This is a genomic window from Angustibacter aerolatus, assembly GCF_054776675.1.
Map to the genome: position 1 here is coordinate 76831 of NZ_BAAHBM010000002.1, position 19783 is coordinate 96613.

Here is a 19783-nt window from a genome sequence, read left to right on the forward strand (position 1 = left end):
ACTACGGCGGTGAGCGAGCCGGATCCCGTGCCGAGCGACCAGGACGCACCGACGGACGGCGTCGACGTCGAGCGCGCCCGGGGAGGTGCCGGCTGGCGGGCCAGGTTCGGGCCGCTGGGGGAGCCGACCTACCGCCGCTACTGGTCCGGGCAGGCGGTCAGCCACCTGGGCGACCGCATGACGCCGGTCGCCCTGGCGTTCGCGGTGCTGCACCTGGGTGGCTCCGCCACCGACCTCGGGCTCGTCGTGGCGGCCGGCACGCTGCCGCTCGCGGTGCTGCTGCTGGTCGGCGGCGTCTGGGCCGACCGGCTCGAGCGGCGCCGGGTGATGCTCGGCTGCGACCTGGCGCGGGCGGTGGTGCAGGCGCTGCTGGCGGCTCTGCTGCTCAGCGGGACGGCGCGGCTGTGGCACGTCGCGGTGCTGGCGGCCGCCGCCGGGGCCGCGCAGGCGTTCTTCGAGCCCGCCGCCGCGGGGATGCTGCCGCAGGTGGTCAGCCGGGAGCGGCTCGGCCAGGGCAGCGCGCTGGTCGGGCTGAGCCAGAACGCGTCGATGATCGTGGGCCCGCTCCTGGCTGGGGTGCTGGTGGCCATCGCGAACCCCGGTGTCGCCATCGCGGTCGACGCCGCGACGTTCGTCGTGAGCGCGCTGTTCCTGCTGCGGCTGCGCGTCGCCCGGCACGTGGCGGCACCGAGGGTCGGGTTCGTGCAGGAGCTGGCTGCCGGCTGGCGCGAGGTGACGTCGCGGCGGTGGCTGCTCGCGGTGCTCGGCGGCTTCACGATCTACCACGCGATCTCGCTCCCGGCGCTGCTCGTGCTCGGGCCGGTGGTCTCGCAGCGGGCTTACGGCGGCCCCGGCATGTGGGCCGTGACCACGTCGGCGTTCGGCGTGGGGGCGGTGCTCGGCGCCGTCGTCGCGCTGCGCAGCCGGCCGCGGCGTCCCATGGTCTGGTGCGCCCTGCTGCTCGTCGGCGGGTCGGTGCAGCCGGTGGTCGCCGGCACCGGCCTCCCCGTCTGGGCGGTGGCCGTGCTCATCGCCGTGTGCGGGGCCTGCGTGAGCGTGCTCTTCGTCGTCTGGGAGACGACGCTCGCCCAGCAGGTGCCGGCGGCGTCGCTGAGCAGGGTCAGCTCGTTCGACTACTTCGCGTCCTCGGTGGGCATGCCGGCCGGGTTCGCGGTGGTCGGCCTGGTGGCCGACCACGTCGGCACCCGGCCGACGATGCTCGTCGCGGCGGCCGTGGGCGCGGCGTACGCGGTGGCCCTGGCGTGCGCGCCGTCGGTGCGCGGGCTGCGACCGGCGCAGACGGACACCGGATCGCCGCAGCCCGGCCAGGTGCCGCTGCCGCACCTGCCGACCGACCCGGCCGGGGCACCGCTCGACCTGGCGTAGACTGACGGGACGACCAGCCTCGGCCGGTCGAATTCGCGCGCCCGCAGACCGGCACCTCGTGCCGGGGCGCACCGTCGGTCCGCGCTCACCCGGTCTCCCGGGGAGCCGGTGGGGTGCGTCGCGAGCGCCAGGAGCAGGGTGCCACCCGGCACCGTGCTGGCAACCGAGCATGAAGGAGGACGTCGGCATGGCCGTCGTCACGATGCGCCAGCTCCTCGAGAGCGGCGTGCACTTCGGGCACCAGACCCGTCGCTGGAACCCCAAGATGAAGCGCTTCATCTTCACCGAGCGCAACGGCATCTACATCATCGACCTGCAGCAGTCGCTGACGTACATCGACAACGCGTACGAGTTCGTCAAGGCGACCGTCGCGCACGGTGGCTCGATCCTCTTCGTCGGCACGAAGAAGCAGGCCCAGGAGCCGGTGGCCGAGCAGGCCACCCGCGTCGGCATGCCCTACGTCAACCAGCGCTGGCTGGGCGGCATGCTCACGAACTTCCAGACGATCCACCTGCGCCTGCAGCGCCTCAAGGAGCTCGAGCAGCTCGACTTCGACGACGTCGCCGCCAGCGGCATGACGAAGAAGGAGCTGCTGATCAAGCGTCGCGAGAAGGACAAGCTCGAGAAGACGCTCGGCGGCATCCGCGACATGGCCAAGGTGCCCAGCGCGGTGTGGATCGTCGACACCAAGAAGGAGCACCTGGCGGTCGACGAGGCCAAGAAGCTGGGCATCCCGATCGTCGCGATCCTCGACACCAACTGCGACCCGGACGAGGTCGACTACAAGATCCCGGGCAACGACGACGCCATCCGCTCGGTCACGCTGCTGACCCGCGTGGTCGCCGACGCCGTCGCCGACGGGCTCATGGCCCGCTCCGGTGCGGGCGACGCCGAGGCCGACGGCGGCCGGGCCGCCGAGGAGCCGCTGGCCGAGTGGGAGCGCGAGCTGCTCGCCGGCGCCGACCAGCCGGCGCCGACCGCCGAGGCCGCTGCGGCCGTCGACGAGGCCGCCGAGGCCGCGACCGACGCCCCGGCGACGGTGGGTGCCGAGCCCGGCACCGCCGAGGCCGAGACCGCGCAGTCGGCCGAGCAGCCCGCCGAGGTGCCCGCCACCGAGGCTCCCGCCGACGAGACCTCGGCCACCGAGGCGCAGGCCTGATCCAGGCCCTGCACCCGTTCACCTTCCAGGCGCGGACCGCGCGCTGGTCCTCCGCCCCGGCTGACGCCGGGGCGGGGGCCGGGGCGCGGCAGCCGCACCGACCCAGACAGGAGAGCTGACAGACGATGGCGAACTACACCGCCGCCGACATCAAGGCCCTGCGCGGCGAGACCGGCGCGGGCATGCTCGACGTGAAGAAGGCCCTCGACGAGGCCGACGGCGACCGCGCCAAGGCCACCGAGATCCTGCGCATCAAGGGCCAGAAGGGCGTCGCCAAGCGCGAGGGCCGCGACGCCAGCAACGGGCTCGTCGCCGTCCACGTCGACGGTGGCGCCGGCACGATCGTCGAGGTCAACTGCGAGACCGACTTCGTGGCCAAGGGCGACAAGTTCCAGGTCGTCGCGCAGCGCGTGCTCGACCAGGCCGTCGCCATCCAGGCGCAGGACGCCGACGCCCTGCTCGACTCCACGCTCGACGGCAAGACCGTGCGCGAGGTGCTCGACGAGGCCAACGCCTCCATCGGCGAGAAGATCGAGGTGCGCCGCGTGGCGCGCGTCGAGGGTGCCTACGTGGCGTCGTACCTGCACAAGACCAGCCCCGACCTGCCGCCGCAGGTCGGCGTGCTCGTGGCGACCGACGGCGAGACGCCGGTGGCCCGCGAGGTCGCCATGCACGTCGCCGCCTTCCCGGCCACGAAGTTCCTCAGCCGCGACGAGGTGCCGGCCGAGACGGTCGAGACCGAGCAGCGCATCGCCCGCGAGACCGCGATCGAGGAGGGCAAGCCCGAGGCCGCCCTCCCGCGCATCGTCGAGGGCCGCGTCAACGGGTTCTTCAAGGAGAGCGTGCTCGTCGAGCAGGCCTTCGCCCGCGACTCGAAGAAGACCGTCGGCCAGGTGCTCGACGAGGCCGGCGTCAAGGCGCTCGGCTTCGCGCGCTTCCGCGTCGGCGCCTGACGCACGACGAGCCGCACCCGGCTCACCGCACCACCCGAGGGCCCCGACCGCAGCGCGGTCGGGGCCCTCGTCGTGTGGTGCCGCCCCGGACGTCACCGGAGGTCACCCGGACGGCCGTCGACCGTGGGGTGCGGTTCGCCGCGACGCGACCGGGTAGGGCAGACTCGACGCCGACCCACGCCCTCGAACCCGACAGGACGCCTGTGGACACCAGCGCCGACCCGACCATCGACGACCTGTCCGTGCGGCCCGACCCGGGCCGCTACGAGCGGGTGCTGCTGAAGCTCTCCGGCGAGACGTTCGGCGGGGGCGGCGTGGGGGTCGACCCCGTGGTCGTGCGCGGCGTCGCCGACCAGATCGCGAGCGCGGTGCTCAGCGGGGTGCAGGTCTCGGTCGTGGTGGGCGGCGGCAACTTCTTCCGCGGCGCCGAGCTGCAGCAGCGCGGCATGGACCGCACCCGCGCCGACTACATGGGCATGCTGGGCACGGTCATGAACTGCCTGGCGCTGCAGGACTTCCTGGAGTCGGCGGGCGTCGACACGCGCGTGCAGACGGCCATCACGATGGGCCAGATCGCCGAGCCGTACATCCCGCGCCGCGCCATCCGGCACCTCGAGAAGGGCCGGGTCGTCATCTTCGGCGCCGGCGCCGGGCTGCCGTTCTTCTCCACCGACACCGTCGCCGCCCAGCGCGCCCTCGAGACGCGCTCGGACGTCGTCCTCATGAGCAAGAACGGGGTCGACGGCGTCTACACGGCCGACCCGCGCCTCGACGCCACCGCGACGCGCCTCGACGAGGTGACGTTCGCCGACGCGCTGCAGCAGGGCCTGAAGGTCGTGGACGCCGCGGCGTTCAGCCTGTGCATGGAGAACCGGCTGCCCATGGTCGTGTTCGGCATGGAGGGCGATGGCAACGTCACCCGTGCGATCCGGGGTGAGAGGATCGGCACGCGCGTCCTCGCCGGCTGACCCGGGGGGGCCGCGAACCGACGCCCGACCGTGAGCAGCCGACCGAGCCGAACCTGGGAGCCGCAGTGATCGACGAGACCCTCCTCGATGCCGAGGAGAAGATGGACAAGGCCGTCGAGGTGGCCAAGGACGACTTCGCGGCCATCCGCACCGGCCGCGCCAACGCCGCGATGTTCCAGAAGATCACCGTCGACTACTACGGTGCGCCGACCCCGCTGCAGCAGCTCGCCTCGCTGCAGATCCCCGAGGCGCGCACCGTGCTGGTGACGCCGTACGACCGCTCGGCGATGACCGAGATCGAGAAGGCGCTGCGCGAGTCCGACCTCGGGGTCAACCCCGCCAACGACGGCGTCGTCATCCGCATCGTGCTGCCGCAGCTCACCGAGGAGCGGCGCAAGGACTACATCAAGCTGGCCCGCGGCAAGGGCGAGGACGCCAAGGTGTCGGTGCGCAACGTGCGCCGCCGCGCCAAGGAGGAGCTCGACCGCCTGGTGAAGGACGGCGAGGTGGGCGAGGACGAGGGTCAGCGCGCCGAGAAGGAGCTCGAGTCGCTCACCAAGCAGCACGTCGACACCGTCGACGAGCTGCTGAAGAAGAAGGAAGCCGAGCTGCTCGCGGTCTGAGCGGCGGGTCCGACAGGTGCACGAGGTGACGAGCGAGGCGACCCCGCCGACGTCCGAGCCGCCGGTGACGGCGCCGGGCGGTGACCAGCCCATCCCGCAGGAGACGCCGGCGACCCGGCGCGCCGCCCGGGAGGCACGGGTGGCGGCTCGGGCGTCGGCCGGCCGGGCCGGGCGCAACCTGCCCGTCGCGATCGGCGTCGGGCTCGGCCTGGGGGCCGTGGTGGTGGCCAGCCTGTTCGTCCGCAAGCAGGTCTTCGTCGGGGTCGTCGTGGCCGCGGTCTGCCTGGCGCTCGTCGAGCTCCAGCAGGCGCTGGCCCAGCGGAACGTGCGCGTCCCCGTGGTGCCGGTGGCGGTCGGTGCCGTCGGCATGCTGGTCGCCGCGTACACCGCCGGCGGGCAGGGGCTGTCGGTGTGCTTCCTGCTCACCGCGCTCGGGGTCGTCGTGTGGCGGGCCGCCGAGGGGCCGGTGGGTGCGCTGCCGGACGTCGCGGGCGGGGTCTTCGCCGCCGCCTACCTGCCGCTGCTGGCCGGGTTCGCGGTGCTGCTGCTCGCCGAGCCGGACGGTGCACGCCGGGTGCTGGTGTTCGTGGCGGTCTGCGTGTGCAGCGACGTCGGCGGGTACGCCGCGGGCGTGCTGACCGGCCGCCACCCGATGGCGCCCAGCGTCAGCCCGAAGAAGTCGTGGGAGGGGTTCGGCGGCTCGGTGCTGGCCTGCGTGGTGGGCGGCACGCTGCTGGTCTGGCTGCTGCTCGACGGCCCGGCGTGGGCCGGCGCCCTGCTCGGCCTGGCCACCGTGCTGACCGCGACGCTGGGCGACCTGGGCGAGTCGATGATCAAGCGCGACCTCGGCATCAAGGACATGGGCCAGCTGCTGCCCGGCCACGGCGGCGTGCTCGACCGGCTCGACTCGCTGGTGATGACGGCGCCGATCGCCTGGGCGATCCTGCACACGTTCGTCTCCACGCGCTGACTGGGGGACACTGGAGGGGCCATGACCTCGCTCCCCACCCCCGGCACCCTGACGTTCACCGCCCCGCGGCGGGCCAAGCCACCGCGGCACCTGGCCGACCTCGCCCCCGACGAGCGCGCCGACGCGGTGCGCGAGCTCGGCGTGCCCGCGTTCCGCGCGCGCCAGCTGTCGACGCACTACTTCGAGCGGCTGGCCCACGACCCGGCCGACATGACCGACCTGCCCGCCGCCGGCCGCGCCGAGCTGGTGACGCAGGTGCTGCCGACGCTGCTCACGCCGGTGAGCACCCGCGAGGCCGACCACGGCGAGACGGTCAAGACGCTGTGGCGGCTGTTCGACGGCGCGCTCGTCGAGAGCGTGCTCATGCACTACCGCGACCGTTCGACGATCTGCATCAGCAGCCAGGCCGGTTGCGGCATGAACTGCCCGTTCTGCGCCACGGGTCAGGCCGGGCTCACCCGCAACATGTCGACCGGCGAGATCGTCGACCAGGTGGTGTGGGGCGCTCGCCAGGTCGCCGAGCGGCACGGCGGCGACCGGCGCCGGCTGAACGTGGTGTTCATGGGCATGGGCGAGGCGCTGGCCAACTACAAGGCCGCGATCGGCGCGATCCGCCGGCTCACCGACGCCGCGCCGGACGGCCTGGGGCTGAGCGCCCGCGGTGTCACGATGTCGACGGTCGGCCTGGTGCCGGCCATCGACAAGCTGGCCGCGGAGGGCGTGCCGGTGACGCTCGCCCTGAGCCTGCACGCGCCCGACGACGAGCTGCGCGACGAGCTGGTGCCGATCAACACGCGCTGGAAGGTCGGCGAGGCCCTCGACGCGGCCCGCCGGTACTTCGAGACCACCGGACGCCGGGTGAGCATCGAGTACGCGCTGATCCGCGACGTGAACGACCAGGCGTGGCGCGCCGACCTGCTCGGCAAGCTGCTGAACGCCCGCGGCCGCGGCTGGGTGCACGTCAACCCGATCCCGCTGAACCCCACGCCGGGGTCGAGGTGGACGGCGAGCGACCCGCGCGTCGAGCACGCGTTCGTCGAGGCGCTGCGGGCGCGCGGCGTGCCGACCACGATCCGTGACACCCGCGGCCAGGACATCGACGGCGCCTGCGGCCAGCTCGCTGCCGCCGCCCCGAAGGGCTGAGCCGCGGCCCGACACCGCGACCGCGGCTCGACACCGCGACCTGCACGGCCGCGAGCGGCCCGCGTGAGAGGCTGTGCGCCGTGACGACGTCGCAGTCCGACGAGCGCGCGGCCGGAGCACCCGCCGCCCCCTCGGCGTCCGGCCACGAGCCGCGGTTCGCCCGGGTGCCGCGCCACCGTCGCGGGTACGCGGTGGGGCAGGTCGACGCCTTCCTGGCTCGCGCGCTGGGCACCCACCTGACCGCGGAGCAGGTGCGGCGAGCGGGCTTCGACCTGCGGCTGGGCGGGTACGACGTCGAGGCGGTCGACGCCGAGCTCGACCGGCTGGAGGACATCGCGGCCGGCGAGGAGCGCGACCAGGCCCGCACGGCGCTCGGCGAGCGCAAGTTCGTCGGCGACGTCACCAGCCAGGCCCAGGTGCTGCGGGCGCGGCTCGCCCGCCCGCACGGCGACCGCTTCGCCCGTGGTTCGTTCCTGGCGCACGCCTACGACGTCGAGCAGGTCGACGAGCTGTGCGACCTGGTCGCCGAGTACTTCGACGGCAGCGCCCCGCTCACCGTCGACCAGCTGCGCTCCGCGGTCTTCCGCACCCGGCGCGGCGGCCGGGGTTACAGCGAGGACGCCGTCGACCGGTTCCTCGACCGCGTCGTCGCGATCATCGGCCGCGTCGGCGCGTAGGAGCTACAGCGACCCGAGCACGCCGTCGACGCGCACCTCGATCACCACGCGCGCCGGGTTCTCGCGCGGCACCCGGTAGCGCCCGGCGTACCGCTGCTCGGCGTCGCGCACCTGGTCGGGGTGCACCAGCACGCCGACCGCGCCCTCGACGGTGAGCCACCGCCGGCCGTCGACCTGGCACAGCGCCGCCCGGCCGCCGCGCATCGCGTTGCGCGCCTTGACGCTGTCGCCGCCGGTGATGACGCGCGCGACGTGCGCCTCGTCGTCCCAGGTGAAGCCGACGGGCACCACGTGCGGGCTGCCGTCGCGGCGCAGCGTGGTGAGCGTGGCCAGGTGCCGCTCGCGCAGGAACGTCAGGACGTCGGGGGGCAGGGCACTCGGCTCGAACCTCACCGGCACAGCCTGGCAGGCAGGTGCGCCGCGCGCAGGGGCACGGCAGGATGCGAGGCATGGGTGACGCGACGACGGGCGCCTGGCGCGCCGCGCACGACCGCAGCCTGCGCGATCCGGAGGGCTTCTGGGGCGAGGCCGCGCGGCTGGTCGACTGGGTGCGCCGTCCGACGCAGGTGCTCGACCGCAGCACGTCGCCGCTGCCGCGCTGGTTCCCCGACGCCCGGCTGAACACCTGCTTCAACGCGCTCGACCGGCACGTGATCGCGGGCCGCGCCGACCAGCCCGCGCTGATCCACGACTCGCCGGTGACCGGCACGGTGCGCACCATCACCTACGCCGAGCTGCTGGACCGCACCGCGCGGTTCGCCGGGGCGCTGCGCGCGCTCGGGGTCGGCGTCGGCGACCGGGTGGTCGTGTACATGCCGATGGTGCCCGAGGCGGTCGTCGCGATGCTGGCCTGCGCGCGGCTGGGCGCGGTGCACTCGGTGGTCTTCGGCGGGTTCGCGCCGGCCGAGCTGGCGGCCCGCATCGACGACGCCCGGCCGACCGTCGTCGTCGCAGCGAGCGGCGGCATCGAGCCGAGCCGCACGGTCGAGTACCTGCCGCTGCTGCGCGCCGCCCTCGCCCGCAGCACCCACCGGCCCGAGTCGGTCGTGGTGCTGCAGCGGCCGCAGGTGCCCGGCGAGGTCGACCCGGACTGGTACGACTGGGACGCCGTCACCAAGGAGGGCGCGGTGCCGCCGGCGGAGTGCGTGCCGGTCGCCGCCACCGACCCGCTGTACGTGCTCTACACGAGCGGGACGACGGGCCGGCCCAAGGGCATCGTGCGCGACAACGGTGGTCACGCGGTGGCGCTGCGCTGGAGCATGACGAACGTGTTCGGCGTCGAGCCGGGCCAGGTGTGGTTCACCGCGAGCGACGTCGGCTGGGTCGTCGGCCACTCCTACATCGTCTACGCGCCGCTGCTCACCGGCTGCACGACCGTGCTCTACGAGGGCAAGCCGGTCGGCACGCCGGACGCCGGGGCGTTCTGGCGGGTGGTCGAGCAGCACGGGGTGTCGGCGGTGTTCACCGCGCCGACGGCGATCCGGGCGATCAAGCGGGTCGACCCGGACGGCGCGCTGATGGCCGCGCACGACCTGTCGTCGCTGCGCACCCTGTTCCTGGCCGGCGAGCGGCTCGACCCCGACACCTACCACTGGGCGGGGGAGCGGCTCGGGGTGCCGGTGGTCGACAACTGGTGGCAGACCGAGACCGGCTGGCCGATCTGCGCCAGCCCGCGCGGTCTCGACCCGCTGCCGGTCAAGCCGGGGTCGCCGTCCGTGCCGATGCCGGGCTACGACGTGCGGGTGCTCGACCCGGCGGGCCAGGAGGTGCCGCCCGGCACCGAGGGGGCGATCTGCCTGCGGCTGCCGCTGCCGCCCGGCACGCTGCCGACGCTGTGGCACGACGACGAGCGCATGGTGGCGTCGTACCTGTCGGCGCACGAGGGGTACTACCTCAGCGGCGACGGCGGGTACGTCGACGAGGACGGCTACGTGTTCGTGATGGGCCGCACCGACGACGTCCTGAACGTGGCCGGGCACCGGCTCTCGACCGGTGCGCTGGAGGCGGCGATCGCCGGTCACCCCGCGGTCGCCGAGTGCGCGGTGATCGGCGTCGCCGACGAGCTGCGGGGGCAGGTGCCGCGGGCGCTCGTCGTGCTGAAGGGCGGCGACTGGGACGACGCGACGGTGGCCGCCGAGTGCGTGCAGCGGGTACGCGACGAGGTCGGTGCCGTCGCCGCGCTGAAGCGGGTCGACGTGGTGGCCGCGCTGCCGAAGACCCGCTCGGGCAAGGTGCTGCGCCGCACGATGCGCGAGATCGCCGACGGCGGCAGCCCCGCGGTGCCCGGCACCATCGAGGACGCCGCGGTGCTCGACGCGCTCGCCGGCGTGCTGCGCTCGTGACGGGCTAGGGCAGCTCGACCCGGTAGGGCACCGTGCCCGACAGCCGGCGCGCCGACACCTGCCCGCCGGCGACGGTCACCTCGACCTCCAGCGCGGTGACGCCGTGCCCGTCGGGCACCCGCACGACCTGGGTGCGGTCGAGCTGCGGCGAGAAGACGGTCAGCTCGATCTCCAGGTCGGGGTCGAGCTCGGGCGACAGCGCGCCGACGGCGAGCGGCAGCACCGCGCCGGGGCGCACCAGCAGCGGCAGCGCGTCGAAGGCGTACCGCTCGGTGACCCAGCGCGGGCCGGTGACCTCGGCGCCGGTGAGCAGGTGCGTCCAGGTGCCCTCGGGCACGTAGTAGGTGACGTCGCCGTCGGCCGACATCACCGGGGCCACCAACAGGTCGGGGCCGAGCAGGTACTGCCGGTCGAGCAGCGCGGACGTCGGGTCGTCGGGCAGCTCGAGCAGCATCGGCCGCAGCACCGGCACCCCCTCGCGGTGCGCCTCGTCCGCGGCGGCCAGCAGGTAGGGCGACAACTCGAGCTTCAGCCGGGTGAACGACCGCAGCACGTCGACGGCCTCCTCGTCGAACGCCCACGGCACGCGCACCGAGCCCGAGCCGTGCAGCCGCGAGTGCGACGACAGCAGCCCGAACGGCACCCAGCGCTTGAACACGGCCGGGTCGGGGGTGCCCTCGAAGCCCCCGACGTCGTGGCTCCAGAAGGCGAACCCGCTGGCCGCCGCCGAGAGGCCGCCGCGCAGGGTCTCGGCCATGCCCGCGAACGACGACTCGCAGTCGCCGCCCCAGTGCGCCGGCATCCGCTGCCCGCCCACCGTCGCCGACCGCGCGAACACCACCGCCTCGCCCGCTCCGCGCTCGCGCTCGAGCAGGTCGAACACCGCGCGGTTGTAGAGCTGCGCGTACCAGTTGTGCATGCGCTGCGGGTCGGAGCCGTCGTGCCACACCACGTCGGTGGGCACGCGCTCGCCGAAGTCGGTCTTGAAGCAGTCGACGCCCAGCTCGAGCAGCTCGGCCAGCTCACCCGTCCACCACGCGACGGCGTCCGGGTTGGTGAAGTCGACCAGCGCCGTCCCGGCCTGCCAGTCGTCGGTCTGCCACACGGAGCCGTCGGCGCGGCGCAGCAGGTACCCGCGGTCGCGCCCCTCCGTGAACAGGTGCGAACGTTGTGCGATGTAGGGGTTGATCCACACGCAGACCCGCAGACCCTTGTCGTGCAGGCGCTGCAGCATGCCGCGCGGGTCGGGGAAGGTCGCCGGGTCCCAGACGAAGTCGCACCAGTGGAACTGCCGCATCCAGAAGCAGTCGAAGTGGAAGACGCTCAGCGGGATGCCGCGCTCGGCCATGCCGTCGACGAACGAGGTCACCGTCTCCTCGTCGTAGGAGGTGGTGAACGACGTCGAGAGCCACAGGCCCAGCGACCACGCCGGCACCCGCGCGGGGCGCCCGGCCAGGGCGGTGCAGCGGCGCAGCACGTCCTTCGGCGTCGGCCCGTCGAGCAGCAGGTAGGTCAGCGACTGCCCCTCGACGCTGAACTGCGTGCGCGAGACGGCCTCCGACCCGACCTCGAACGACACCGGCCCGGGGTCGTCGACCAGCACGCCGTACCCGCTGCTGCTCAGCAGGAACGGCACGTTCTTGTACGCCTGCTCGCTGCTGGTGCCGCCGTCGGCGTTCCAGACGTCGACCGACTGACCGTTGCGCACCGTGGGGCCGAAGCGCTCGCCCAGGCCGTGCAGCGTCTCCCCGACGCCGATCGCGAGCTGCTCGTGCACGAGGTGCCGGCCGGTGGCGGTCTCGGTCACCAGCCCCACCGAACGGCGGTCGGACGACGTGAGCACCCGCTCGCCGCGCAGCACCTCGAGCCGCCACGGCCCGGAGCGGTGCACGCGCACCGTGAGGTCCTCGGTGCGCAGCCAGGCGACGTCGTCCTCGACCACGACCTGCACGGGGTGCTCGTCGCCGCGGGCCAGCTCGAAGACCGGCCGCGGCGGCACGCCGCCCGCGTGGTGCTCGATGCGGACGCTGATCACGCCCGGGGCCGGCGAGCCGATCGTGTGCGTCACCACCGGCAGGTTCAGCGTGTCGCCGCGCCCGCGGAGCGGCGCCGTGGGGGAGTGCACGACGAGCTCGCGCCCGCGCACCTCGACCTGCTCGACCTCGGCCGGGTGCAGCACCCGGAACCCCTGCCTCGTGCGCCAGTACCCGTCGGTGAACCTCACGACGACAGTGTGCTGCCGGGAAGCCGGGCCGCGGCGGAGGCGACGACCGCAGGTCGCGTGGCGCCGGTCGTCGTTCACCCGCCAGGGTGGACCGACACTCCCGTCGGCTGGAAAGGCACACGTTACCCGTACGACTTGATACGGTTACGTGGTGCCAACCAAGACTCGCTCCACCGACAAGGATCTGCGCGTCCGCGAGATCGAGGAACTGTCCCGGGTGCTGCTCGAAGAGCACCTGTCCGCGCTCGACGAGGGACCCAACGTGTCATGGGCCCAGCTGCGAGCGCTCAGCGTGCTGTCGCGTCGGGGTGCGCTCAACCTGAGTGCCCTCGCCCGGTGGACGCAGGCGTCGCTGCCGTCGGCCAGCCGGCTCGTCGACCGCCTCGAGGCCGGCGACCTGGTCGAGCGGGCCACCCACCCGACCAGCCGCCGCGAGATCGAGATCCGGCTGACCGCCGCCGGCCGCGGGGTGCTGAACGACGTGCGCACCGCCCGTCGCAAGCGACTGCGCAAGACCCTCGTCGGCATGGAGCCGACTCAGGTCAGCGCGCTGCTCGAGGGCCTCGAGGCCTTCGCCCGCAGCCGCGACGCCGCCGAGGCCTGAGGCCCGCCCACCCGCTCGACACCACGGCACCCGACCCGCACCAGCGGGCCGGGTGCCGTTCGACGTCCTGGGCCCTCGGGGTGGCGCCGCCGGCGCTCAGTGCCCGGTCAGCCGGGCCAGCACCCGCGAGAGCGGCGTGACCCGGCCGGTGCGCTGCTCGACGGCGTCGGCCGCGCGAGCCACCTGGAGGCCCGCGTTGACCCCGAGCCAGCGCGCCGGCTCGGGTTCCCAGCGCGGTGAGCGGTGCCCGACCCAGGGCAGTCGGGTGAGCTCGGTGTCGGCTCCGGTGAGCAGGTCGGCGAGGGTGCGGCCGGCGAGGTTCGTCGTGGTCACCCCGTCACCGACGTACCCGCCGGCGCTGGCCAGCCCGGTCGCCGGGTCGTGGCGCACCGCGGCGTGCCAGTCGCGGGCGATGCCGAGCGGGCCGCCCCAGCGGTGGGTGATCGCGTACGGCGCGGTCGCCGGCAGCATCTGGTGCAGGTACCGCTCGATGGCCGCGAACACCCGCGGCTCCTCGTCGAAGCGCGGCTCGATGGCCGAGCGCCAGTGGTACGGCGCGCCGCGGCCGCCGAACACGATGCGGCCGTCGGCGGTGCGCTGGCCGTAGACGATGACGTTGCGGTGCTCGCTGAACGTCTCGCCCTGCGCCAGCCCCACCTCGTCGAGCACGTGTGCCGGCAGCGGCTCGGTCGCCACCACCAGCGAGTAGACCGGCACCACCTCGCGCCGGCTGCCGGGCAGCTGCGACGTCCACGCCTCGGTGGCCCGCACGACGTGCCGCGCCCGCACCGTGCCGTGGTCGGTGCGCACGACGCGCGGCTCGATGCTCCGCACCCGCGTGCCCTCGTGCAGGCGCGCGCCGCGGGCCACGACGACGTCGGCCAGGCCCTGTGCCAGCTTCGCCGGGTGCACGCGGGCGCAGTGCGGGGTGAACGAGCTGCCGAGCGCGTCGGGCACGCCGACCCGCTCGCGGGTCGCCGCGGCGTCCAGCAGCCGCACCTCGTCGACGCCCTGCCAGCCCTGGTCGTGCCGGACGTCGGCGCGCGCCCGCTCGAGCTGGGCGGGGGTGCGCGCCACCACGACGGTGCCGCCGAGCGCGTAGTCGCACTCGATCCCCTCGGCGGCGGTGACCCGGCCGATCTCGTGCACCGAGTCGACCATCGCCCGGCGCATGGCCAGCGCGGCGTCGACGCCGTGGGTGCGGGCGATCGCGTCGGCGCTCTGCGGCAGCAGCGCCGAGCACCAGCCCCCGTTGCGACCGCTCGCGCCGAAGCCGGCGTGCTCGGCCTCCACCACCACGACGTCGAGCGACGGGTCGCGCTCGAGCAGGTGGTACGCCGTCCAGAGGCCGGTGAAGCCGGCCCCGACGACGCACACGTCGGCGACGGTGTCGCCGGGCAGCGGTGCGCGCCGGGGCCGCTCCGGCACGGTGTCGTGCCAGAGCGAGCTCACGCCGTCACAGCCTGGTCCAGGCCTCGCTCAGCACACCGCGCAGCCGCTGCTCGATGTCGTCGAACTCGGTCTGGCCGATGATCAGCGGCGGCGCGAGCTGCACCACCGGGTCGCCGCGGTCGTCGGCGCGGCAGTACAGGCCGGCGTCGAACAGCGCCTTCGACAGGAAGCCGCGCAGCAGCCGCTCGGCCTCGTCGTCGTCGAAGGTCTCGCGGGTCTGCTTGTCCTTCACCAGCTCGATCCCGTAGAAGTACCCCTCGCCGCGGACGTCGCCGACGATGGGCAGGTCGAGCAGCTTCTCGAGCGTCGCGCGGAACCGGGGGGCGTTCTCGTGCACGTGCTGCACCAGGCCCTCGCGCTCGAAGACGTCCAGGTTCGCCATCGCGACGGCGGCCGACACCGGGTGACCGCCGAACGTGTACCCGTGGGCGAACGACGCGTGGCCGCTCTTGAACGGCTCGAACAACCGGTCGCTGGCGATCATCGCGCCGATGGGGGAGTAGCCCGACGTCATGCCCTTGGCGCAGGTGATCATGTCGGGCACGAAGCCGAAGTCCTTGCAGGCGAAGATCTCGCCGATGCGGCCGAACGCGCAGATGGTCTCGTCGGCGACCAGCAGGACGTCGTACTCGTCGCAGATCTCGCGCACCCGCTCGAAGTACCCGGGCGGCGGCGGGAAGCAGCCGCCGGAGTTCTGCACCGGCTCGAGGAACACCGCGGCCACCGAGTCGGCGCCCTCGAACTCGATCGCCTCGGCGATGCGGTCGGCGGCCCAGCGGCCGAACGCCTTCGGGTCCTCGCGCAGCGCCTCGGGCGCGCGGTAGAGGTTGGTGTTCGGCACCTTGTGCGCGCCGGGCACCAGCGGCTCGAACGGCATCTTGGCCTCGGGGATGCCGGTGATCGACAGCGCCCCCTGCGGGGTGCCGTGGTAGGCCACCGCGCGGCTGATCACCTTGTGCTTGGTGGGCTTGCCGGTCATCTTGAAGTACTGCTTGGCGAGCTTCCACGCGGTCTCGACGGCCTCGCCGCCGCCGGTCGTGAAGAAGACGCGGTTGAGGTCGCCGGGCGCCTCGTGGGCCAGCCGCTCGGCGAGGTCGATCGCCGCCGGGTGCGCGTAGGACCACAGCGGGAAGAACGCCAGGTCCTTGGCCTGCTTCGCGGCCGCCTCGGCGAGCTCGGTGCGGCCGTGGCCGACCTGCACGGTGAACAGGCCCGCCAGGCCGTCGATGTACTCCTTGCCCGCGGCGTCCCAGATGCGGTGGCCCTCGCCGCGCACGATGACGGGCACCTGCCCGCCCTCCTCGTACGTCGAGTGGCGGGTGAAGTGCATCCAGAGGTGGTCGCGCGCGGCGTCGGTGCGCGCGGTGCCCCTCGGCGTGGTGGTGCCCTGCGGTGCGGCAGGAGTCTCCTGCGGCGTGGTGGTCATCGGGTTCCCCAGTTGTAGAGCTGCTTGCGCAGCTTGAGGTAGACGAACGTCTCGGTCGACGTCACGCCCTTGATGGTGCGGATGCGGGTGCTGATCAGGTCGAGCAGCGCGTCGTCGTCCTCGCAGACGGCCTCGGCGAGCAGGTCGAAGCTGCCGGCGGTGATGACGACGTAGTCGACCTCGGCCATGTCGGACAGCTCGTCGGCCACCGCGGTGAGGTCGCCCTCGCAGCGGATGCCGATCATCGCCTGGCGGCTGAACCCCACCTGGAGCGGGTCGGTCACCGCCACGATCTGCATGACGCCGGCGTCGAGCAGCCGCTGCACGCGCTGGCGCACGGCGGCCTCCGACAGGCCGACGGCCTTGCCGATCTGGGCGTACGGACGGCGACCGTCCTCCTGCAGCTGCTCGATGATCCGCTTCGACAGGTCGTCGAGCACGTAGGACGAGCGGTCGCGCGTGGTCACCGGTCCATCCTCACCGGCCGATGCCGCTTTGGCAAGCGAATCCGTCGCCGAACGCCGTCTGCAGCGCGGATTCGTGGTCTGCTACCACGCTCCGCTGTCGATACCGGCGAGCCAGCGGGTACAGTCGCCGGGTCGTCGACCACCTTGAGGAGCACCCGTTGAGCGAGTCGCCCACCACCCTGCGCAACTTCGTCGGAGGCGAGTACGTCGACGCCACCGGTGACGGCGCCACCGACCTCGTCGACCCCTCGACCGGCGCCGTCGTGGCGCAGGCGCCGGTGTCGAGCGCCGGCGACCTCGACCGGGCCTTCGGCGCGGCGTCCGAGGCGTTCAGGTCGTGGGGGCGCACGACGCCGAGCGAGCGGCAGCAGGCGCTGCTGAAGATCGCCGACGCGATCGAGGCGCGGGCCGACGAGCTCGTGCACCTCGAGGCGCGCACCACCGGCAAGCCGTACGCGCTCACCGCGTCGGAGGAGGTGCCGCCGATGGTCGACCAGATCCGGTTCTTCGCCGGCGCCGCCCGCGTGCTCGAGGGCCGGGCCAGCGCCGAGTACCTGGCCGGCCACCAGTCGTGGATCCGCCGCGAGCCGATCGGTGTCATCGGTCAGGTGACGCCGTGGAACTACCCGATGATGATGGCGGTCTGGAAGTTCGCGCCGGCCATCGCCGCCGGCAACACCGTGGTGCTGAAGCCCAGCGACACCACGCCCGAGACCACGCTGCTGCTCGCCGAGATCGCCGCCGAGTTCCTGCCGCCGGGCGTGCTGAACGTCGTCACCGGCGACCGCTCGACCGGCGCCGCGCTCGTCGAGCACAAGACCCCCGCGATGGTGTCGATCACCGGCTCGGTGCGGGCCGGCATGGCCGTCGCCGAGGCCGCCTCGAAGGACGTCAAGCGCGTGCACCTCGAGCTCGGGGGCAAGGCGCCCGTCGTGGTGTTCGACGACGCCGACGTCGAGGCCGCGGCCGAGGCGATCGCGGTCGCCGGGTACTTCAACGCCGGCCAGGACTGCACCGCGGCCACCCGCGTGCTCGCCGCGCCCGGCGTCCACGACGACTTCGTCGCGGCGCTCGCCGAGCAGGCGAAGGGCGCGAAGGTCGGCCTGCCCGACGACGACGACGCGCTGCTCGGCCCGGTGAACAACGCCAACCAGCTCGCGCACGTGCAGGGCTTCCTCGACCGGCTGCCCGACCACGCCTCGCTCGACGCCGGGGGCGCGCGGCGCGCCGACCTCGGCGACGGCTACTACTGGTCGCCCACCGTCGTGTCGAACCTGCGCCAGGACGACGAGGCCGTGCAGTCAGAGATCTTCGGCCCGGTCATCACCGTGCAGCGCTTCACCGACGAGGACCAGGCGATCGCCTGGGCCAACGGCGTGCAGTACGGCCTGGCGTCGTCGGTGTGGACGAAGGACCTCGGACGCGCCCTGCGGGTCAGCAACGCCCTCGACTTCGGCTGCGTCTGGATCAACACGCACATCCCGCTCGTCGCCGAGATGCCGCACGGCGGCTTCAAGCACAGCGGCTACGGCAAGGACCTGTCGATGTACGGCTTCGAGGACTACACGCGCATCAAGCACGTGATGGCCAACCTCGACAGCTGAACCCCGCACCCCCCCTTTCCGCGCGTCAGCCCGCTTTCCGCGGCTCAGCCCGCTCCCGGCACCCTCGGGAGCGGGCTGACGTGCGCAAACCGGGCTGACGCGCGCAATAGGGGTCAGCGGGTGTCGTGGGCGAGCAGGGCCAGGTGCAGCGCGAGGCTGGTCTCGACGTCGTCGAGGTCGACGCCGAGCAGGTCCTGCAGGTGCGTCATCCGGTCGTAGAACGCCGGGCGCGACAGGTGCATCGCCGCGGCGGCAGCCGACTTGTTGCGGCCGGCCTCGAGGTAGGCGCGCAGCGCGGCGAGCAGCCCGGCCGAGCGGCGGTCGGTCTGCGCGAGCAGCGGGCCGAGCTCGCGCTCGACGAAGGTCTCGAGCCGGGCGTCGCCGCGCAGCAGCGAGAGCAGGCCGCGCACCCCGACGTCGTGCATCCGCACGAAGCGTCCCTGGTGCGGCAGGTGCTCGGCGGCGTCGGCGACCTGCTGCGCCTCGACGACCGAGCGGCGGGCGTCGCGCAGGCCCGCCACCACCGAGCCGGCAGCGGTCACCAGCCGGTCGGGCTCGAGCCGCGGCAGCCGGGCCCGCACCACCTTCTCCACGGCCCGGCCGAGCCGGTCGAGCACCGCGACCTCGGCGTCACGCCGGTCGAGCGCGGCGAGCACCCCGACGGTGCTGTCGTCGAGCGCGCCGACCAGGGCGGGCAGCCTCGCCTCGCGGGTCGGCTGGGCCAGCGCGTCGGCGAGGTCGGGCAGCCGGGCCTGGGTGGCGAGGGTCGCGGCGCCGGTCGCGTCGGGCCAGCGGACGACGGCGCCGACCAGCCGCCGGCCGTCGAGCGGGACGCCGAGGGCGCGGGCCCGCAGCGCGATCTCGGCGTCGGGGTGGGCGTGGTCGAGCAGCGCGGTGAGCAGCGTGCGGTGGGTCTGCCGCTCGAGCCCCTCGCGGTCGCGGGCGATCAGCCGGTGCAGCGCCAGGGTGGTGGCGGCGCGCTCCAGCAGCACGACGTCCTGGTTGCTGCCGGCCTGCCCGGGCGGTCGCACCATCACCAGCCGGCCCCAGTCCTCGCCGCGCGCCGAGACGCCGGCCACCACCCAGCCGCTCGCCGGGTCGGTGCCGGCCCGCCCCTCGACCCGCACGGCGCGCGAGCGCTGCTGCCAGCGGGCCAGCAGGCGGGCGTCGTCCTGCCCGGCCGCGTCGTGCTCGACCACCTGGTGCGCCAGGGTCTCGAGCACCACCGGCGCGCCCGCCATCCGCGCGGCCTGGCGCACCACCTCGGCGGCCTCGGCGCCCTCGACCGCGAGCTCGGTGAACGTCTCGTGCATCGCCTGGGCCTGCCGCAGCGTCGCCAGCTGGGCGTCGATCACCCGGCCGTGCACCGCCTCGGTCACCTCGACGAACGGGACGCCGCGCCGCAGCTCGACCAGCGGCAGCCCGGCCGCCGCCGCCGCGCGCACCATGGCGCCCGGGAGCCGTCCGGTGAACGCGTGCCCCAGCTCGACGACGAGCCCGGCCACCGGCACCTCGGCGAGCGTCGTGACGAAGGCCTCCAGGCCGGCGTCGGAGCGTGGCAGCGCGACGCCGGTGGTCAGCACCAGCTCGTCGCCGCGCAGCAGCCCGCCGATCTCGGCGATCTCGGCCACGTGCGCCCAGCGCACCTCGTGGTCGAGCCGGTCGGCGCCGCTCAGCACGTGCGGGTCGCCGGCGGCCAGCACCGGCAGCTCGAGCACCTCGCGCACGGTCGGCAGCACCCCGGCCCCCTCACAGCGTGTCGGCCCTCGGCACGACGCGGTTGTC

At 74.0% G+C, this 19783-nt stretch carries 17 protein-coding genes; 11 read left to right on the forward strand and 6 right to left on the reverse strand.

The genetic code is table 11. The features are described from left to right. Positions 1–9: 9 nt before the first annotated feature. From ACYVI6_RS01070 to ACYVI6_RS01105, 8 genes are all read left to right on the forward strand, one after another. Positions 10–1386, forward strand: a complete 1377-nt coding sequence (locus ACYVI6_RS01070) for an MFS transporter (RefSeq protein WP_460444595.1) — start codon at positions 10–12, stop codon at positions 1384–1386. 187 nt (positions 1387–1573) lie between these two features. After that, on the forward strand, positions 1574–2545 hold the full coding sequence (rpsB, locus tag ACYVI6_RS01075) for a 30S ribosomal protein S2 (protein ID WP_460444632.1): 972 nt from the start codon (positions 1574–1576) through the stop codon (positions 2543–2545). 125 nt (positions 2546–2670) lie between these two features. Then, positions 2671–3498, forward strand: coding sequence for a translation elongation factor Ts (gene tsf, locus ACYVI6_RS01080; protein ID WP_284287578.1), 828 nt, complete (start codon positions 2671–2673; stop codon positions 3496–3498). Between the two features lie 203 nt (positions 3499–3701). Then, positions 3702–4466, forward strand: a complete 765-nt coding sequence (pyrH, locus tag ACYVI6_RS01085) for a UMP kinase (RefSeq protein WP_460444596.1) — start codon at positions 3702–3704, stop codon at positions 4464–4466. A 65-nt stretch (positions 4467–4531) separates the two neighbouring features. Then, entirely contained in the window at positions 4532–5089 is a 558-nt protein-coding gene (gene frr / locus ACYVI6_RS01090; RefSeq protein ID WP_460444597.1) for a ribosome recycling factor, read from the forward strand. Between the two features lie 25 nt (positions 5090–5114). Continuing rightward, the gene (locus ACYVI6_RS01095) at positions 5115–6059 is read left to right on the forward strand and encodes a phosphatidate cytidylyltransferase (RefSeq protein ID WP_460444598.1); all 945 of its coding nucleotides are present in this window, start codon (positions 5115–5117) and stop codon (positions 6057–6059) included. A gap of 21 nt (positions 6060–6080) precedes the next feature. Continuing rightward, the gene (gene rlmN / locus ACYVI6_RS01100) at positions 6081–7202 is read left to right on the forward strand and encodes a dual-specificity RNA methyltransferase RlmN (protein ID WP_460444599.1); all 1122 of its coding nucleotides are present in this window, start codon (positions 6081–6083) and stop codon (positions 7200–7202) included. Positions 7203–7282: 80 nt separating this feature from the next. Next, entirely contained in the window at positions 7283–7879 is a 597-nt protein-coding gene (locus ACYVI6_RS01105; RefSeq protein WP_460444600.1) for a DivIVA domain-containing protein, read from the forward strand. 3 nt (positions 7880–7882) lie between these two features. Here ACYVI6_RS01105 and ACYVI6_RS01110 read toward each other — a convergent pair whose 3' ends face one another. Further along, complete coding sequence (locus ACYVI6_RS01110) at positions 7883–8272, reverse strand: PPOX class F420-dependent oxidoreductase (RefSeq protein WP_284287571.1); 390 nt, start codon at positions 8270–8272, stop codon at positions 7883–7885. Positions 8273–8328: 56 nt separating this feature from the next. Here ACYVI6_RS01110 and ACYVI6_RS01115 point away from each other — a divergent pair, with 56 nt between their 5' ends. Next, positions 8329–10221 carry an AMP-binding protein gene (locus ACYVI6_RS01115; protein ID WP_460444601.1) on the forward strand — a complete coding sequence of 631 codons (1893 nt, stop codon included), beginning with the start codon at positions 8329–8331 and terminating at the stop codon, positions 10219–10221. A gap of 4 nt (positions 10222–10225) precedes the next feature. On the opposite strand, the gene yicI is transcribed toward ACYVI6_RS01115, so the two are convergent. Continuing rightward, positions 10226–12445 (reverse strand): alpha-xylosidase, encoded by a 2220-nt coding sequence (yicI, locus tag ACYVI6_RS01120; RefSeq protein ID WP_460444602.1) that lies wholly within the window; start codon positions 12443–12445, stop codon positions 10226–10228. Positions 12446–12596: 151 nt separating this feature from the next. Between yicI and ACYVI6_RS01125 the strand changes: the two genes are divergently transcribed. After that, positions 12597–13049, forward strand: coding sequence for a MarR family winged helix-turn-helix transcriptional regulator (locus tag ACYVI6_RS01125; RefSeq protein WP_460444603.1), 453 nt, complete (start codon positions 12597–12599; stop codon positions 13047–13049). Positions 13050–13145: 96 nt separating this feature from the next. Here the strand turns inward: ACYVI6_RS01125 and ACYVI6_RS01130 are convergent, their stop codons facing one another. The 3 genes from ACYVI6_RS01130 to ACYVI6_RS01140 all read right to left on the reverse strand — a co-directional run bounded on the left by ACYVI6_RS01130 (position 13146) and on the right by ACYVI6_RS01140 (position 16394). Then, the gene (locus tag ACYVI6_RS01130; RefSeq protein WP_460444604.1) at positions 13146–14501 is read right to left on the reverse strand and encodes an NAD(P)/FAD-dependent oxidoreductase; all 1356 of its coding nucleotides are present in this window, start codon (positions 14499–14501) and stop codon (positions 13146–13148) included. Between the two features lie 4 nt (positions 14502–14505). After that, entirely contained in the window at positions 14506–15831 is a 1326-nt protein-coding gene (locus tag ACYVI6_RS01135) for an aspartate aminotransferase family protein (protein ID WP_460444633.1), read from the reverse strand. A 92-nt stretch (positions 15832–15923) separates the two neighbouring features. Continuing rightward, on the reverse strand, positions 15924–16394 hold the full coding sequence (locus ACYVI6_RS01140; protein WP_460444605.1) for an Lrp/AsnC family transcriptional regulator: 471 nt from the start codon (positions 16392–16394) through the stop codon (positions 15924–15926). A 158-nt stretch (positions 16395–16552) separates the two neighbouring features. Here ACYVI6_RS01140 and ACYVI6_RS01145 point away from each other — a divergent pair, with 158 nt between their 5' ends. Then, on the forward strand, positions 16553–17998 hold the full coding sequence (locus ACYVI6_RS01145) for a gamma-aminobutyraldehyde dehydrogenase (RefSeq protein ID WP_460444606.1): 1446 nt from the start codon (positions 16553–16555) through the stop codon (positions 17996–17998). Positions 17999–18111: 113 nt separating this feature from the next. Here the strand turns inward: ACYVI6_RS01145 and ACYVI6_RS01150 are convergent, their stop codons facing one another. Further along, positions 18112–19737: a PucR family transcriptional regulator gene (locus ACYVI6_RS01150; protein WP_460444607.1), complete on the reverse strand. Its 1626-nt coding sequence runs from the start codon at positions 19735–19737 to the stop codon at positions 18112–18114. Positions 19738–19783: the final 46 nt, after the last annotated feature.